The 17,079-nt window shown below is 61.0% G+C and carries 10 protein-coding genes and 2 pseudogenes; 3 read left to right on the forward strand and 9 right to left on the reverse strand.

What is annotated here, in order from left to right; all coding sequences use genetic code 11:
- Positions 1-74: 74 nt before the first annotated feature.
- The 3 genes and pseudogenes from J2S97_RS23070 to J2S97_RS23080 form a co-directional block, all read right to left on the reverse strand.
- Positions 75-353 (reverse strand): annotated as a pseudogene (locus tag J2S97_RS23070) (transposase); the annotation flags it as partial.
- Positions 354-626: 273 nt separating this feature from the next.
- Positions 627-1,889, reverse strand: a complete 1,263-nt coding sequence (locus J2S97_RS23075) for an IS110 family transposase (protein ID WP_307052260.1) — start codon at positions 1,887-1,889, stop codon at positions 627-629.
- Between the two features lie 1,047 nt (positions 1,890-2,936).
- Complete coding sequence (locus tag J2S97_RS23080) at positions 2,937-3,185, reverse strand: hypothetical protein (RefSeq protein ID WP_307052285.1); 249 nt, start codon at positions 3,183-3,185, stop codon at positions 2,937-2,939.
- Positions 3,186-3,728: 543 nt separating this feature from the next.
- On the opposite strand from J2S97_RS23080, the gene J2S97_RS23085 reads away from it, so the two are divergent.
- Positions 3,729-6,947, forward strand: a complete 3,219-nt coding sequence (locus tag J2S97_RS23085) for a hypothetical protein (protein WP_307052261.1) — start codon at positions 3,729-3,731, stop codon at positions 6,945-6,947.
- Between the two features lie 146 nt (positions 6,948-7,093).
- Entirely contained in the window at positions 7,094-8,932 is a 1,839-nt protein-coding gene (locus J2S97_RS23090; RefSeq protein ID WP_307052262.1) for a hypothetical protein, read from the forward strand.
- Positions 8,933-8,938: 6 nt separating this feature from the next.
- Here J2S97_RS23090 and J2S97_RS23095 read toward each other — a convergent pair.
- The 3 genes and pseudogenes from J2S97_RS23095 to J2S97_RS23105 form a co-directional block, all read right to left on the reverse strand.
- Positions 8,939-10,176 (reverse strand): annotated as a pseudogene (locus J2S97_RS23095) (IS110 family transposase).
- 412 nt (positions 10,177-10,588) lie between these two features.
- On the reverse strand, positions 10,589-11,389 hold the full coding sequence (locus tag J2S97_RS23100; protein WP_307052263.1) for an SLOG cluster 4 domain-containing protein: 801 nt from the start codon (positions 11,387-11,389) through the stop codon (positions 10,589-10,591).
- A 146-nt stretch (positions 11,390-11,535) separates the two neighbouring features.
- Positions 11,536-12,360, reverse strand: a complete 825-nt coding sequence (locus tag J2S97_RS23105) for a hypothetical protein (RefSeq protein WP_307052264.1) — start codon at positions 12,358-12,360, stop codon at positions 11,536-11,538.
- Positions 12,361-12,498: 138 nt separating this feature from the next.
- Between J2S97_RS23105 and J2S97_RS23110 the strand changes: the two genes are divergently transcribed.
- On the forward strand, positions 12,499-12,714 hold the full coding sequence (locus J2S97_RS23110) for a hypothetical protein (RefSeq protein ID WP_307052265.1): 216 nt from the start codon (positions 12,499-12,501) through the stop codon (positions 12,712-12,714).
- 54 nt (positions 12,715-12,768) lie between these two features.
- On the opposite strand, the gene J2S97_RS23115 is transcribed toward J2S97_RS23110, so the two are convergent.
- The 3 genes from J2S97_RS23115 to J2S97_RS23125 are packed head-to-tail and all read right to left on the reverse strand — an operon-like array spanning position 12,769 to position 17,077.
- On the reverse strand, positions 12,769-14,769 hold the full coding sequence (locus J2S97_RS23115; protein WP_307052266.1) for a hypothetical protein: 2,001 nt from the start codon (positions 14,767-14,769) through the stop codon (positions 12,769-12,771).
- Positions 14,769-16,136 carry a phage tail protein gene (locus J2S97_RS23120; RefSeq protein ID WP_307052267.1) on the reverse strand — a complete coding sequence of 456 codons (1,368 nt, stop codon included), beginning with the start codon at positions 16,134-16,136 and terminating at the stop codon, positions 14,769-14,771. The genes J2S97_RS23115 and J2S97_RS23120 overlap by 1 nt, the downstream gene beginning before the upstream one ends.
- Entirely contained in the window at positions 16,133-17,077 is a 945-nt protein-coding gene (locus tag J2S97_RS23125) for a hypothetical protein (RefSeq protein ID WP_307052268.1), read from the reverse strand. The genes J2S97_RS23120 and J2S97_RS23125 overlap by 4 nt, the downstream gene beginning before the upstream one ends.
- Positions 17,078-17,079 lie beyond the last annotated feature (2 nt).

Below are 17,079 nucleotides of genomic sequence, written 5' to 3' on the forward strand. Positions count from 1 at the left end.
AAACGCTACGTCTGCCGCTCCATCTTCCGGCAACTCCAAACCATCATGACTTGACAGAACCCATAGAAGAGTCATTTTGGGTTGATGTCCCTGGCAAGATAGGCAGCCGCCCGGCGCAGAATCTCATTCTCCTGCTCCAGCAACCGGTTCCGCTTCTTCAGCTCCCGTATCTCGGCCGACTCCGACACCGCCGAGCCGGCCCCGGATTCCTTACGTTCGGCGATGGCGAGCCAGCGCTTGAGTGTCGTGACCGAGAGCCCGAAGTCTTTCGCGATCTGCGCCAGTGGCGCCTCGCCCTTAAGAGCCACATCAATAACATCCTGGCGGAACTCCGCCCCATACGGCGTGGGCATGGTCAACATCCTTCCACGAGCACAGGCTCGCTAGGTCAAGGAGTCAATAAAACCGGGGGCAGTCCCATTACCCGAGTGTCCAGTCGCCGGCAGAGTGAAGGAAAAGGGCAAAAAGGAAGTGTGGACACTGATGCTCCTATTGTTGTCAACGGTTCGTTGAGCCACGCGCCGCGCAGGTTACCGTGGCCGCCGCTCCGGCCTCAAGGGTCGCTCCTGCGATCGCTGCGCGACGGCCTGTGGCCGCCCTTGACCCCGGGGCTTGCGCGGCCATGGTCAGGCAGGCAACACGCGGGCCAACCCGGGATCCGGCATGTGCACGGTTGCCGGGGATTGGCAGTTGAGCCAGGTTTCGTAGCGTTGGTGGAAGTCGGTGTCGTGGGTGAGTCCGCGTTCGAGGCGGGACAGTGCGGTGGGCCAGACGTGGAGGGCGTCTGCGGCTTGTTGAAGGGTCAGTTGCTTGGTTGTGCGTATCGTCCGGAGGGTTCCGGCGTCGGGTGCGGGGCGTGGGTGGAGGAGTTGGTCGTAGATTTCCCGGGCGACGTAGCGCTTGAGCCAGCGCATGATTTCCTTGGTGCTTTTGCCTTCCTGGTGTCGTCTGGCCACGTAGGCTCTGGTCCTGGTGTCGTAGCGCATTCTTACGAGGACCACGCGGTGGATGGCTTTGTTGGCCTGCCGGTCGCCGCCGCGGCTGAGTCGGTGACGGGAGGTCTTTCCCGATGATGCGGGGATCGGGGCGACGCCGACCAGTGCGGCGAACTTCGCTTCGGAGCTCACGCGCTCGGGGTTGTCTCCCACGGTCACGAGGAGCTGGCTGGCGACGTCGGTGCCCACGCCCTGTAGATCGCGCAGCATCGGTGCGTGGAGGGCGAGGATGGCGTCGAGTTCGGCATCGATCAGCGCCAGTTCGTGGTGCAGGTGCCGGTAGCGGACGGCGAGCCGTTTCAGCACGGTCGCGGTGCTGGTCAGCGGCTCGGAGGCCGGTCCGGCGGGCCGGGTCTTCTCCAGCGCGGCCATCAAAGCGGGACTGGTCATGGCCCGGTATCTGGCGCGGATGGTCTCCGGTGCGGTCACCAGGATCGCCCTGACCTGGGTCATCACGGCGACCCGGGCCCGCATGGCGGTGGCGCGCTCCGCGCGTAACACCCGCAACGATTCCACCGCCCCGTCCCGGGATTTCGGGGTGGCGCCGGCGCGGCCGGCCAGCACCGATTCGGCGGCCTGATAGGCATCGAGCGGATCGGATTTTCCCTGCAGCCGGCGAGCCTGCCGGTTCGGGCGCATCACCTCGACGACGTGGATGCCCTCACGGACGAGCACGCGTGAGAGTTCGGCACCGTAGCTGCCGGTCCCTTCCACGCCCGCGGCGAGGACCGGACCGAACTCTGCGATGAACTCGATGATGCCCTGGTAGCCGGAGCCCGCGGCAGGGAATACCCTGTCGGTCACGTGCTGGCCGGTGTCGGTGATGAGGGCGACGTGGTGGGTATCGGCGTGGGTGTCGATCCCGGCGATGACTTTCAGATGTTCGGTTGTCATGATGAAACTGCCCTGACCTTTGCATGCGATGAGAAAAGGGCACGACGGCCGGGTGGGCAGACAAGACAGTAATGGGACTCTTCGGAACAGGCTCCTATAAGGTCATGTCCACCTGGCCGCGGCGTTTACTGCGGTCGTGTCGCGGCGGACAGATCAATGTCAAGACAAACCCCCTGATCGGGGGCGTCAGCCACACTTAGAGCCACGCCGCGACACAACCAATTCCATCATTACTGTCCACACTTTCGGCTTCGGACTGGGTCGTACATCGGCCGGACTGGGCCGGATTGGTTTGCAGGGGCTGGAATGCGGTTCGAGCCCCACCTCGGGCACGTGTTTTCCCACGTCAGGGGAGTCTTTGCGTTAATGTGTGGACATTGAACCTCGGCGGGTCTCTCTGACACTGGCCGCGGACTGTGCCTGGTGCCGCGGTGACTCATTCGATTATGGGTGGCGGGTTCAGGGTCCTGGCTAGTGGGCGCTCCGCCTGCCCGGTGTGGGGTAATCCGGGCCTCCTCTCGAATCGCTGTGGTGGCAATTGGTCGTTCACCTATTCATGGGCTGGGATTGTGCTGACGGCACGACTAGGACGAGTTCCCTTCGAGATATTTCGTCGTTGTTCGCGCCTGTTGGGCGCCTCAGTGAACGCCGCGGCATCTATTTGTCCAGCCAAAGGTGTGTGGACAGTGTCCACACCATCTGTCACAGACTCCCTGGCTCATGGAAGAGCTCCCCGTTTGGCTGATTTTCCTGACATGTCTTTATGCACTTCCGCCCCACCAACGACATGATTACCACGGGATGCACTGGGGCGCCACGCAATTCGCAAAGCTGGGCTGCTGATCGATGGACCAGTTGTCGACCGGAAGCGGTGCTCTGTTGGCCAAGGTCCGGTCCAATATGCTGCATCGGCTGGTTTCAGGGCTGCGTTGCTGACCTATCCCTCGGCGGAGCATACGCAGGAGTGGAATTCAGTCCCGGACGGGTGGGTCGCGGCTGCGGACCGGCCCGCCGTCGTCCCACCGCAGTACCCCTGCGACAGCGAGCCTATGACGCTTCGAGGCCCCGGGGCCGGAAGGCCCGGTCTTTGTCCATGTTCCAGCCGGCGACCATTCCGGAGCCAATCATGAGATCACTGAGCCTGGCCAACCGGTCGGCGGGGTCGGCCTCGACGGCGAGCTGTAGGAACTGGTGGGCTTTGCTGCCTCGGCCTTCCCACCAGTTGATGTAGGCGATTGCGGTGAGGATGGGGGCTGCGTGGTCGGTGCTGCTGTGGGTGTAGGCGTTGAGCAGCAGCTGTTGGGCCCATTAATAGCCGCCCGCAGTTTCCGCGAGGCGGCCGATGGGCCAACGAACTACTTCAACACCCGCATCTTGAAGCGTGCGACTGGTTCTGCCATCAAAATATCGGCGCCAACATAGATCACCTTGACATGCATTGTTACTGACTCCCCTGTAACGCCCCAGTAACGGAAGTCCATGTAATGTCTGCAACCTTGTACGGAGAGCCTATGGCGTGATCCAACGGAGGTCGGAATTGTGAGCGCAGTGACGAAGCCCATGTGTATACGCCCTAAGCAAGCAACAAATCGCAGCCCGCACCAGGCAATCCGTGGCTCTCGCCCCCAGCCTCGGGCCTGTCAGAGGACAGGAGCTTACCACCTCCTAACCTTCACCGTTGCCGCATGGATGGCGTGCGCATAGCCATGCCCTCCACGAATGGGAGTCCCTGTGACAGTTAACCCAGCGCCCTTGGCGGCTGTCGAGCTTATTTACGGGCCTCCCCGTTCAAGAACAACGACGGCGCTAGTAGTGGCGTCTATAGGCTCGCTGATAAGTATGGCTGAAGTTGACCGTTTGATCGGCAATATAGTGAATCTGGACGGCAACACTCGCTCGTTGAGCGATGTTTTCGGATTCAGCCTGCATCCGACGGACGCGTGGACCATATGGTCGACTTTGGACCACCAAGATGAAATGCGATTGCTTTTCTGCATTTCCTTACATTTGGCATTAGATGTCATGTTCGTCCTGTGCTACGCACGCGTCTTCTGGACGCTACTCTCACCGGGCAGTCTTGGTACTTCACCCGTGAGGGTCAAATGGGGACATATATTCCTATGGATCGTCGTAGGCATGGAAGTGGCGGAATCGGTCGTGATCGGCCTGAATGGCTTCAGATTGTCCCGCAACGAGGGGCCGATTGTCGATGGAACACAATTCATTTCCGACTCGAAGATACTTGCCTTTATTGCGCTTGCTCTCACCACGTTCTTAGGCCGCGATGCTGGCCTATCGAAGCGAGCCCGCGCAATGTGGACGGCCATTAAGACTCACAGGGTGTCAGCAGCCAGTGTCGGTGTTCTGGCGTTAGCTGCGCTAGTTCCACTGCCGGAAGTCTGGGACCAGCTTCCGGATGTGCAGCGGACGTGGGTCTGGAGTCGTTGGTACCACTTCATCTTCGCCTTTTTGGCGTCCTTGATTTTTGCCATTGCACTATTCGTCGTTGGGAGAAAACGAACTGAGCGTTCCTACAAAAAGTACATTCACCAGGAGTCGTTGAGCGACTCAGGCGCTCGAATGGCGCTGTGGCTGATTGCGCCCGCCATCGCAGTGTTGCTTGCGATAGTACTCAGCTTGGCGGACCCTGAACTAGTACATTGGCCATCCCTTATGTGGTTCATCGGCATTCCCTTAATTCTCGTTATTTCCTCCATGATCCTTCGCTGGACTCACTACCGCGAGGAAGGACAAGGACCCGCTGCCGCCTCGCCGCTGTCCGGTGCCGAACTCCTCTCTGGCCGCCGAAAGCTCAAGGTGTTTACGGGCACACCAGGGGACTCGACTACAGTCGATTCCACAGGGAATGCTGTGCCATCGGGGCTCGCAAGGAAAGATCGGGAAAGAGTTCACCAAGTTCATGTCACGTGGGCCCTTGGCGACTTCTTTGCTATTTCCGTGCTGGCCATTTCCGGACTCGGGCTCATTCGATCCTTTGTGGGGCCACTTGCCGTGGCGACTTTCCCTACGGACAGTAGCCTCGGGCTGTCCTCGACTCAGGAAAACGTGAGTATGTTGGTGATGCTGGTCTTGGGCTATCTGATGGCCATACTGGCCTTCCCTGTCGGCATTCGGCTTATCAGTAAGGTGCCAACAGTAGTCGATGAGTCAAGACCGCGTCTGGCGTACTTCGTTCGCCTTTTGAATCCGCAAATTGTGGTCGACAACGTTGGTGTGCTTAAGACAGCGAGATGGGCCACGATCCCTGGGCTCTTCTTGGTGGTCTTGGCCTTGTTCCCTATGTCACTTTCTGGGGGGTTGGGACCTGCGGCAACGTTTATTCTACTTCTGGCTGCTTGGACGATTATTGTCGGTTCCGTTTTGGTATATGCCCAGTACTGGAAGCCCTTGGAGATTTTCAGGCTATTGCACTTTAATAGGACGCCGGTCCTTACTGTGCTCTTACTCATGCTGGTGCTCCCGACAATGAACGGCGGCGACCCACGGTTGCACGCGATTCAAACAGTACCGTCTATTGAGAGCAGTAATTCCGTGCCAGGCGTTCGGCCTGAGCTCACAGCCCGATTCGGTGGTTGGCTAGAGAGTAGTGCCGCCTGTGACCGTCCTATCGAGAACGGGCAAGGACTTATGGTGCGGCCCATGCTTCTAAATGCCGCCGAGGGAGGCGGGATCCGAGCAGCTAAATGGACGGTTGATGTTATCGAATCCATTGGCGCCACAGGGCCATGCGGTCCCTCGGCTACGTTCCTATCGAGCGGTATCAGCGGTGGCTCTCTGGGCTTGGCCCTGACGCATGTGTATGCGAAGAAGCAGGGCCAGTTACAAACCATTGGCCAGTTGTCAGATGCTCAAAAGGCTGTTCGCGACCTTGCCGAACCTGAACCGTTGTCGGCAGCCGTGGCGGGCATGCTCGGCAGCGATATCATCGCATCCGCTACCGGCCTAAAGATTCCATCGTGGGCGGAGCAAGTCCAACCTACCTGGGCATGGAGGGACCGCGCGGCTCTCATGGAGTCAGTTTGGCAAGCTCGTGCCGAGAGTCTGAAAAATTCTTTCACCGTCGAGGTGAAGGGACCCGCCGGCTTTCTTGTGCTGAATTCAACTGCAGCCGGCCTGGGATGTCGCGTCATCGTCAGCCAACAGCACCTGCGTCCCCCCGTCGCCGAAGAGATTCAATCTTTAACACAGGAGACGAATGCGGATAAATCAGAATTCCAACTGCCGAACTGCAGTTCTCGCGATCAGATCCCCGTATCGCTCGACTTCTTTGACGCGTATCCCGGATCCTGCGCTGCTGAAATGACTTGGGCTACCGCGGCCATGCTTTCGGCCCGTTTTCCCTACGTAACGCCTGCAGGTCGTGTCCCAAGTCCGAATCTTTCGGACTGCAATGGTGGAAACGACGATGACATCCAGCTTATCGACGGGGGCTATTCGGAAGGTTCCGGTCTCGGCACAATTGCAGACACGTTGCCGCTCCTGTCAGAGATGATTCTGGCGCACAACAACGAAGTCCTAGCCGCAGCGAGCAGTCAGAACTTATTGACTGCGTCAGGCTCCGCTGGCAAGCGATCAATCATTGTGCCAGTTGTCCTGTTTATTCGTAATTCACCAGGCAGTGATGTAACCGCCCCGGTGAAGAACCTCACGTCCGAATTCATAGTTCCGATGGCAGGGCTAGAGGCAGCCGACCTACAGACCGGGGCGGGAGCGTGGCTTCAGCGGATCGGAATGAATCTCAATGCCTGTCCGACCTCTACCAAGGCTGCATCGGGATCGGCCGCAGAAGCGTCAGCGACTTTATGTAAGGAAGCAGTGGAACAGATAGATGCAATCGTCCCTGGACGCGTCGCGGTCGCCGCTCCAAACACAGTCCCAGGCATCTCACCACCGCTTGGCTGGACGCTTTCCCAGTACAGCCAAATTGAGCTTGAAAAAGGTCTTGAACGGCAAATGGTCGGTTGCAAACAAAACTCGCGCGGTTATCCGTGCCTTCACGACGTCGTCAAAATGCTCAGCAACGGAGCAGGTGGCTAGCAGCCAAAGCCAGGTGGGACATCACGCACGTAACGCACCAATAACGCAGGGGAGGGACGGGTTCTAATGATGACCAACCTGGGCCAGCGGCGTCGACCACTTGCAGACGCGCGAACTCACATCAGCTAATGTCCGAGGAGATTCCTATGTCCGTCCTGCGTCACTCCCTCACTGTCCCCAACGCCGTAGGAGCCGGCGTCCGTGCTGAAGCCTCGTTTTCTCCCTGGCTGATCAATGACGACTTTGTCCGCGGCCTCGGCGATCCGGTGGTTGTTCCGGTGGTCATCTCCGGAAAGACCTACAGCGCTACCGTCGCGGACTCCATATTCTGGGGGGCGGCACCCGCAAACACGTGGACATACTTCGCCGGTGCAATCGACGGCGGGATGCTCGACTGGCTGACTACGAAGGTATCCCTAATCTTCTGGTCCGGCGGGCGTCAGCTGCTGGGCAGTGTCGACGTGTCGGCGTTGGTGTTGCCAGCAGTGGGATTTGGCCATCCCGAATTGGGCGAGCCAGACGATTTGCGGGAGATTCAGCAATACGGCTTGTTCTTCGCGAATGCTGAATCAGTAGTCGCCAAGCTGGCCGACCTGAAACCAAAGCAGCGATCGGTGTTCCTAATGGTGCTATGCCTATGCACGATGCTCGATGCGGGTATCCCGCGTTTTGTTGCCCCGGATGACACAAGAATGGAGCGGTGGGGCGACGACGGCCAAGACGCCTTGGCTTGGGTGGAGGATTCATGGGACACCCTGGTGGACATTCCCGTGAGGCTGCCAGAGCCGGCCCGGCTAACTGTGGCCGGCACCGTGGAAATTACTGGTGAAGAGCCTGTGGCAGCGATGGACTTCGCCAAATTAAAAGTCAGTGCCCAATGGAGTGACGCCGCCGGGGCAGCCGTGGAACGCACTCGGAGCTTCGACGAGTCAGTCACCGTGGAAGCTCGCAGGGTCGTCTTCGACCTCACCGGCTCGGATCCGGTATTCCAGACCTCGGTGGCGGGTCCGGTGCGAGTAAGTGTGCGTGGCTTATCGGGTATCAGCCTGTTTTCCCAGACCTACGAAGCGAACGACAAGGCGCTCACCGAACTGCTGATCAAGGTATCACGGCAACACGCCGGAACGTTGGAACCGCTGCCCCAACCAGTGCCGGATGCCAATCTGCGACTACGTGGGCGTGTGCTCGTGATCGGTACTGCGTGCCCGTCGGCCAAAGTGACCGTCCTGGTCAATGCTAAAGCCGAGGCCGAGGATGAATGGCGGCTAGTGGGTGCATCGACTACCGATGCAGGCGGTAACTTCACCATGCCGTATCCGTTGGGTACGTATAAGTCAGCGCAGGCAGTTTGCTCGCTGGCCCCCGAGGAGACGGCAGACATCCCAATTGTGGCCGACTCCGGTTGGGTGACTATCTCCCCAGACTTCTTATGGCTGGCGATCAACAACCCGGTGCTGCCCGACAAGCCTTGCGGCGGTAAAGGCAGCGAAGCTTGCCCATGCGGCGCTGGAGACTCCCCGAGTCGTGTGCCGGACTTCTCGGATGTGATCGGCAACGACGACTATAGTCAGGATTTGGGCACAGGGTGCATCAACCTGTCAAAACCGAACCGCACGATCAATGAGTTCCGCTACCAGGCCATCGTGCGTACATCCGATCCTGATGTTGCGACCTACGCTCTGGAGCGGCACGAGCAGTCCCTCAACTTAATCGATCCGCGGCTCACCGAGCTCTCATCCATGCCCTGCACCAACCGCACTCACTGGTGCTGCTTGTCGACATTGGCGACCGGGACGTGCTCCACCTACCCAACGAATGCCAAGTTGAAGTACGCTCCGCTTCGCCTGTCAGACGCCCCTTTGCCATCCCGGTTCAAGATTACCAACGTGTCTGCTAGCAGGAGTTTAAGGTCGCGCGCCTACTTCTTGCTTCTGCTGTGGTTCCTTGAATCGAGGGCCGCTGGTAGGAACCTAATACGAAAGTAAAGGTCGCTAGGCTGCCGTGGCCGGGGTGGTGGTGACATCGAAGCCTAGGCTGTTGAGTTTTTTTATGGCGTTGTTTTTGGCTTTGATCGGGTCCAGTCGGGTGAAGTGCTCGGCGCCGGGGTCGGCGTAGCATTCGCCCTCGGCGAGGAGGTGCCAGGCGGCGGTGAGGATGGAGTGTTCGAGCGCGACGATGGCTTTCATTGATCCGCGGCGGGCAGCGATGCGCCGGTATTTTGCGGCCAGGTACGTGTCCTTGCTTCGGGAAGCGGCCAGTGCCGCGGTGCCTAAGGCGGCTTTGAGGTATTTGTTGCCGGGCAGGATGTGCGCGGATTTGATTCGGCCGGCTGATTCGTTGGAGCCGGGACAGACACCGGTCCAGGATGCGAGCCGGCCGGGTGTTTCGAAGCGGGACATGTCGGCACCGGTTTCGGCGATGATTACATCGGCGATTTTGAGGGAGACTCCGGGGATGGTGGCCAGGAATTCCCTGGCGGCACGAAAGGGTGTCATCGCCTCCTCAATCCGGCCGGTAAGCGCGTCGATAATACGTGTCTGGGCATCGATCTGGTCCAAATGCAGCCGCGCCATAAAGGCGTGATGGGCTTTGAACCTGCCGGTGAGTGCGTCGACGAGTGTGGGGATTTTCGAGCGCAGGGTTCCTTTGGCCATGCCTGCGAGGACTTCCGGGTCACGTTCGCCGTTGATAAGGGCTTCAAGCATGGCCCGAGAGGACACACCACTCAGGTCAGAAACCACGGAGGAGAGCTTGATCCCGGAGCCTTCCAAAAACTTCTCCAGGCGCTGGATCTCCCGGGTTCTGTCCCGGGTGGCAATGGACCGTGCCCGGGTCAGGTCGCGAAGTTCACGGACCGGCTCGGGCGGGACAAAGGAGGCCCGGAGCAGACCGTGCGCGCCCAACTGGGCGAGCCAAGCCGCGTCGGAAACGTCGGTTTTACGGCCAGGGATGTTCCGGGCGGCCTTGGCATTGACCAGCATCACCGGCAGAGTTTCTTCGAGGAGATAGTAGAACGGCTTCCAGTAATCACTGGTCGCTTCCATCACCACTGTCGTGACGTGCTCGTGTTCCAGGACATCCCGCAACTGAAGGATCTGCCCGGTGGTGGCACACAAGGTGGTCACCGTGGAGGTGTAGGTGCCGGCCCGTGACCCCGGCAGCCGGAGACACAGCTTGGCGTCGCGCTTGGAAATATCCAACCCCGCTGCCGTTCATGCACGATATCCACGACTGTTCCTCCTGACACCTTGACCTGGCTAGATGGTGTCTGCCGCGGGGAGGACAGGGAAAATTCAGGAATCTAACACTCGTGCCTCAAAGCAACAATCCACGGTTCCCGTGGAAGCCCTCCGCGCCACGCTAGCCGGCAGGTTCTGCTGCAGCACCAAGGATAGACCGGCGTCGACCGTGACAGACACATCAATGATCCGCCCGGAAGCGTTCCAAGTGCCAGCGACCAACGCGACGCGAGGACAACTTTCTCCAACCACGGCGCGACAGCGACTCTGGAACGCTAATCGCGAAGCCCCGGTGGCCGGCATTCTGGAGAGGCTCTCTTAGCATGCCGTTGGGTGATGGCGGCCTTTGGCGGCGCAGGAAAGCTTACATGAGGGATCGGAAGGGGAGGACAACAGTACCTTTTAGTCATCCGTCGCATGAAGGTTGATCCACTCTTCATACTTGTCCCTCACTGCGCCGTGCTGGGGAACATCGGGGAAACAGCCGGGCAAATTGGGTGTGATGGATGCAGCTTCAGCCCAATCGAGTACCTCCTTCACGGACGAATCCGATCCAAAGTATTTTACGGATTCGGGTGCAGTAAGCCGTTCAGTGAGGCGAGCGTGAAGAGCGGTTTTATCGTAGAGGCTGGGGTCCAGTTTGTGCTTGCCATATGATTTTTGAAGGCGGGTGTGTGTTTCCTGTATCGCCTTCTCCAGCCCATGCGCGGTCTTCAGATCATAAGTGTCAGGCCATTTGTCTCCTACTAAAGCGATGGGTCGTCCCAGGGAGAGCGAGAATGTCATTTCTGAAACTGTTCCGTTTCCACCCATAAGGCAAATGGCGGCATCTGCGAGATACGCTTCAAGCACATTTCGCTGATGATCCAGAGTGCTTCTAATGACGAAGCCACCTAAGCCTGCATGACCAGCCTCGGGCATCTGCACCATGGGTTCTACTGTCTCGTCGATACGATCCACACCTATCCACAGGCTCGCATCAGATTTATTCAAGGCTCCCCGTATGGCGCGGTTCTTGACCGGGGAAAGTGCAGGTCCAGTGCCTCCGGTCAGCAATATGGCGTCCCTGTCCGCGATGGCAAACCCAAAGCGTTCGGCAAGCCCTAGCCTTTCCTGGTACTGAGGGTCTGTCTCACTCTTCATCTGGTTTCCGCCGAAAACAGCAAAAATTCTACGTACACGAGCACACATCATATTTTCCATTCATCTGGGTGTATTCCACTGGTGGCCGACACGGCAGCAGTCACTGCAAAGGTGTGATGTGAAGAGGCATGCGGGCCCCACTCTGGAACGTGTTAGGCCGCGCGGTGATACGTATCCTGCGCAAAAAAGCCGCAGGGTTAGCGGCTTCATGGGTGAGTGATCCTGGTGACCAGACGGGCCGCTTCATGAACCTGACGTACCAACGTGGTGTCAACTCCGGCCTCCTTCGCTTCTGCTTCCAGGGCGTCGATATCGAAACGGGCCAGATCGTGCACGCTTCGGTTGCGTAGAAACTCCCTCAGCGCGCTGTTCGTCTTGGCCTTCCGCAAGGCCGTGGCGGGAGCAGAAAGAATTCCAGAGACTTCGGGTTGATCGGCCCAGGCGGATTCTGCATCCGCGAAAGCCCTTTTGAGGGCTTCCCGCTCAACGTCCGACAGCAGTCGGGGCTTGTTGCCGTCTCTGATAGATGTGCACGTGAACCCGACCGCCGCCAATGACGCGAGGAACCGGCGGTGGGTCAACGCGTCGACGGTGACACCTCCGTTTGCGTCAATTTGAATATCGGCGAGGACAAGCCAGGGTGAGCAGCAGCTCGGGCATGGGCGGGAACCGATGCGCGCCATGCGTTCGGAACATGCTTGAGCCTCATGGCGGTCTAGGGCGCTATTGACGGTGCCGACTGGCAGGTCCCGCTCCCGGAAGGCTGTGACGTCATGGCACTCGGGCAGCTCATCGAGGATGGCAAGACTGAAGCTCTCGCTGACGCGGCTGTATTCGCATGCGTCATCGTCGCATCCACAGCCGCAAGCCCCAGCGCGCACAGGTCTTTCAAGCCCCTCGGAGTAGCGAATCGCCAGAAAGTAGGTCCGCTCGGGGTCGCGCCGTTGGCGTACCGGAGCGCACCATGGGTCCAGTGGTGGGGCGCAGACATCATCGGCCGATGGGTGCGGCATGCGAACGTCGATCTTCACCGCGCACTGCACTGAGATCTCGTCACCGCATGCTGTGAGGCCGTAGCCGGGGCTCACTGTCAGTGACCACGGAACGTTATCTTTCGTCGACGGGGAGGTTGTCGGCGCTACGGTAAGTCCGCAGGAGACTCCCCAGCCGTGGAGCATACGGTTGTGGCGTCGAGCCCGGCCCATCACCCACTGCTGCATGCTTTCCAGGTCCGCTGGCCCGACGAGTTGTCCGGCGAACCAGCGGGGCCGTTCGGAGATACCGGAGCCGCAGGTGTGGCACTGGCCGGCACGGCAGCCGTTGTGTCCGTCCCGCTGGCCGCACCCGGCGCAGGCGTCGTCCAGACCGGATTGGCCGAGCCCTAACTCGACAGTTTCGTTAGAGGGACTCATCGTCGCCACCTTTCTTGTAGAACGCTGTCATTGCCGTGGGCGTATGGCCGTGAAGCCCCAGTCCACGAGCTCTCCGGGGAGGCCGTCGTAGAGGGTTCTGCCTTCGGTGGGTTTTGCCGGGAGGGCTCGAAGCCCCTCAGGGAAGGGCGCGCCGGCCCAGATGCGCCGGAGCCCCTGGGAGGTCAGCTCAGTGCCGCGGAAATCAGCATCGAGCAGCACCTTCGGATCTTCGCGCCCGAGTGGTGACTCTGGACGTTCCGGTCCGGTTGATCGCAGTTGCGTGAGGATCTCATCCCTGCCGAACCACTTGACCCCGTCCCGGAAACGGAAGATGTAGCGGATGGTGCCGTCTCCGCGCGGTTGTTCTTCTCCCTTTTCTAGCCCAATTTCCTCCAGCTTGAAAAGGCTGAGGTTGTCCGCTTTTGCGTGCCAGACCCGCAGCCATTCCGAGGGCGAGGCGATGGCGGTTCCGGTGAGTGCACGGGATACGACAATCTCAATACGCGGGCGGTCAATAAAGCTCTTCCAGTCTTCGATGCGGTCTGGGGACTCTTCGCTTAGCAGTTGACCCCCGCGGGGCCAGACCTCGAGGAGGCGGGGCGGCAGCGCCACTGGCCGACTGTAAACGATGTGTAATTCGCCTCCGGCCAGTCCGTTTCCGGTGGGTAACGACGAGCGTGGGCCCGCTTGGACGTCATCGGTGAATCCGCCTTGCGAGGTGTCTTGGTTGCCGCCAGCGGGTAACGTCCAAAGCCATTCGCGCTGTTCCTCAGTGAGCCCTGTCGCGGCGAAATCCGCGTCGAGGGCGAGCTGGTCCGTCCCCGCCGCACGGATGGGCCCACCGATCCGTGACCGCGCCATGACAACAAAGACAGTGGATTCGCTGACGGCCTCCGCCTCGAACCGGGTTGCGAACACTGCAGCGTCACCGCCGACCGGTGCACTGATGTGAGTGAGGCTGCTGGTGGAGCGTTCGACAGCCAGTCTGCGTGCGCCGCCTTTGTCCAGCATCCACACCCCGAACCAGTCGCTCGGGTCTTCCAGTCCCTGTTCTGCCATGTTGCGGTCGAAGCCGACTTCCAGCTCACGTGTTTGCTTCAGCTGGTTTAGTCCTTCGCCGTGTTCGTCTGGCCACGGCCATAGGGCGGCGATGCGCGGCGGTTGATCTGCTGGGTGTGTCGAGCAGCAATGATTTACCCGGTCTGCGAGGCACAGGATGAGATCGAGGAGCTCGGTGTTGGAGCGGATAACGGTGCGGACTGTTGTCTGCACGGTTCGGTCGTTGCCGTTGAACTCGACGGTGGCGAGGGGAATGCAAAGGTCAGCGCAGTGGCATGACCGCCGGTGGAGGAGGTCGAGGAGTTCGCGCCGGTCGGGCTCAGTGGGGATGGGAGGGCGCCGGGTGTCGGGATTGGCCTCCTCCGGCATGTGGCCGGTGATCAGGGCTTTGCAGAGCCCCTCGGGCAATCCGACGCGCGGTGATGTTCCCAGGGTTACGGATACGGCATATGCCTCGCGCACCATGGAAGGAACGCAGGTCGGACCGTCATTGCATCCGGCGGTTGGCAAAGGTACGAGGTCCGTTCCGCACTCCCGGTAGCAGAGGGCGACAGTGACTGTTCCCTGGCTGGCGACATCGTCCGTTGGCATACCCCGGCAGTCGGTGAGCTGGCTCGGATCAACTTCCAGGTTCTGCGGTACGATCACCAGTCGGCCCCGGCCGTCTATTCCGACTCCTGGCCGGATGAGGCAGGTTCCCGAGTCTGTCGTCTCCAACTCGAGGCCGCAAAGCACTCCCGTGCCAAGGCCCAGGCGCGATAGCAGCTCTCGCCCGCCGCGGTGGTAGCGCTGCTCGGCCTGCCAGTGCCGCACTTCCATGAGCTTGCGTGGATAGAACCGGTTGCGTTCCAACGGGTGGGGCGGGTCGCAGCTCCCGTCACCTTTGCATCCGCACTCCACATAGTCTCCTTGGTGCCCTGCCGATGGGAGGTGGGTGATGCCTGTCCGGTTGGTAGTTGGGTGGGTCATCACGAGCGTCCTTTCGATGCCGGGGTGGTGCCGGAGCCGTTGTGGGAAGTGGGTGGTTCGGGGAGGCGGCCAGTGCCCAGTCGAAGTCCGGGGCCCTCGATCGCGGCGTCGAATGCTTGGTCGTTGCTGAGGCCGGGCGTGCCGATGGGTGGAAGCGCGTCGACTCCAACTTCGGTCGGTATCGAGGTTTCATGGGATACCGAGCACGTACGCGCCAGCACGTGTGCCGGGCGCTCACGCTGGACGACAGCATCGACCTTCTCTACCTGCTCAGGGGTGCCGTCCGCGACATGCACGCAAATGCGGTGGGCGAGGTGGGCGTGCACGGGCAGACCTGCGTCTTCCTCGTTAATGAGCATCGACTGGTCCAGGAGTGCCGTGCGATCAAGAACCGGTGGGCCGGGGTCGGCGGCGAGGAGCCCGGTCGTGACCCCCAGTGCCCCGGTTGAGGGATCGCCATTCAGTCTCCACACTGTCGCAAGCTCGAGGGGCTCCACAACGTCGACCGTGAGGCCGGTCTCCCGCCGAATGGCGTCGAGTAGACCCTGGCGCGTACCACGCCGGCCGTGCCGTTCGGCTGCGGTTGATATGGTCTCACGCCGGTCTGCCATAGCCGTAGGAAGCGTGTCCGTTTCCAAGGCCACCCAGGCCGCAAGACGCCGCAACCAGGCTGCGTCGTCGCGGTCGGGGGCAACTGCCGGGTTGAGCAGTATTGGAAGCTCATCGAGCAGCGAGCTCGCTTGCCGCAGCTGTGTGCCCAACAGGCCGAGATAGCGGCCGAGGACTCCGTCCCCGATGTCAACGGGATCGGCAGTGACAGAGTGCCCGGTGACGGACTCGCGGTACACGGTAGGCAGCTGTGTGACAGGGCCGCCGTCCGCCGTGTCAACGTGTAGATCTGCGATCCGGGGAGTGGTGCTGCCATCGCCGCCGAGTTCGAGTGCTACCCACAAGGTGCCGGTCGCGGCGCACAGCACGCGCACGTTGAGCGCATCGACGGCGGCGGCGCGCCACCGATCGCCGGGGGTGGGCACAGGGGAGCGGTCGTCGTCGGAGTTGCCAAGGCCAGGGAGCGGGGGTCTCGCGGCGGTTGTTGCCACCAGGGTCCATAGGCGGAACCAGGACTTGTCCGGCAGCGGCTCCGCGAGCCGTACGGACGCCTGGCGCCACCGGTCTGCTGTGGAGCTGTTGATTTGCGCGGGGTCTGGTCGTCCGGGATTGAGCAGGGCGACGCCTTTTCGGAGGCGTGCCGTGCTTGTCCCGCCCAAAGCCCCGGGCGCGAGCAGAAGGTCACTGCCGTCGATGATGACCCCGAGGAGCTGCGCTGTTGCCCAGTCGCCGTGGCTGAGCCAACGTTGTGCGGTCATTGCTGTACTCCGATCCATTCGATGTACCACCGCTGTTGGGAGGTCAGTCGGGCGGGCAGGTTTGCATCCTGAACGAGAGCGGCCGGGTTCACATCGATGTTTTGACCGTTGGCAAGAGAGGTGCCTGGCGGGAGCGGCACCACGAGGCGGAAGCGGCCAGCCTCCGCCCGTTCGACGTAAGGCATCCCGTCGAGGATCGCCGCTCGAAAGGTAGGCGAGGCGGCAGCCTCGACAAGGCGTGTTCCCGCCACCCGTGCCAGGTAGACCGGCACGTCCCCAAAACCGGCCTCTGCCGTGTCCACCTCGGTCCACACAGCCCACGGCTGGCCGCTGGACGCTGACCGCACCTGCCAGCCAGTCCGGCCAGGAGCGGTGCTTCCTGCCGATGAATAAGGCGTGGGCGGCGGATTAAGCAATCGACGCAGGGTCGGATCGGGAACCGTGACGAGCTTGCATCCTTGCACGCTTACCTCGCCGAGTATGACGTCGTACCCTTCCCGCGCAGCTTGTGTTTCCAGCCACGCCACAGTCGGGGCATCGGAACGACGCACGGCGCCCTGGGTATTGCACGAGCCGCCAGGGGTGCTCACGAAAGCCTCGGCCTCTTCGGTCCAACGGATCACGAGGGCGAAGACGACCGGTTTGCCGTCCGGCCCTGCGGCGACCGGCGGAACGGGGACATTCGTCGACTCAGTCACGACGAGTTCCCGGCCCGAGGAATCCAGCGCGTACCCAGGGGAAAGGGCGACTGAGATCCCGCCCCTGGCTCCTGACACGGCGAGGCCTTGGCAAATTCCCCATCCGTGCAGCATGCGGTGATGGAGGCGGCGCAGACCGTCGTCGACGTCGTGCTGCATCCGAAGGTCATTCGCATCCAGTACCTGGCCGGGTAGGAACACGGGGCGGTTGGTGCCGGGCAGTGGGGCAGCGGAAGTAGTCATTA

This window comes from Arthrobacter oryzae, assembly GCF_030812315.1.
In the GTDB taxonomy this organism is placed as follows: domain Bacteria; phylum Actinomycetota; class Actinomycetes; order Actinomycetales; family Micrococcaceae; genus Arthrobacter; species Arthrobacter oryzae_B.

Bases quoted from the DNA above. Each gene is read 5' to 3' on its own strand.
- J2S97_RS23085 (WP_307052261.1), top strand. From the start codon at position 3,729: ATGGCTGAAGTTGACCGTTTGATCGGCAATATAGTGAATCTGGACGGC.
- J2S97_RS23120 (WP_307052267.1), bottom strand. From the start codon at position 16,136: ATGACCGCACAACGTTGGCTCAGCCACGGCGACTGGGCAACAGCGCAG.
- J2S97_RS23125 (WP_307052268.1), bottom strand. From the start codon at position 17,077: ATGACTACTTCCGCTGCCCCACTGCCCGGCACCAACCGCCCCGTGTTC.
- J2S97_RS23115 (WP_307052266.1), bottom strand. From the start codon at position 14,769: ATGACCCACCCAACTACCAACCGGACAGGCATCACCCACCTCCCATCG.
- J2S97_RS23100 (WP_307052263.1), bottom strand. From the start codon at position 11,389: ATGGAAAATATGATGTGTGCTCGTGTACGTAGAATTTTTGCTGTTTTC.
- J2S97_RS23075 (WP_307052260.1), bottom strand. From the start codon at position 1,889: ATGACAACCGAACATCTGAAAGTCATCGCCGGGATCGACACCCACGCC.
- J2S97_RS23090 (WP_307052262.1), top strand. From the start codon at position 7,094: ATGTCCGTCCTGCGTCACTCCCTCACTGTCCCCAACGCCGTAGGAGCC.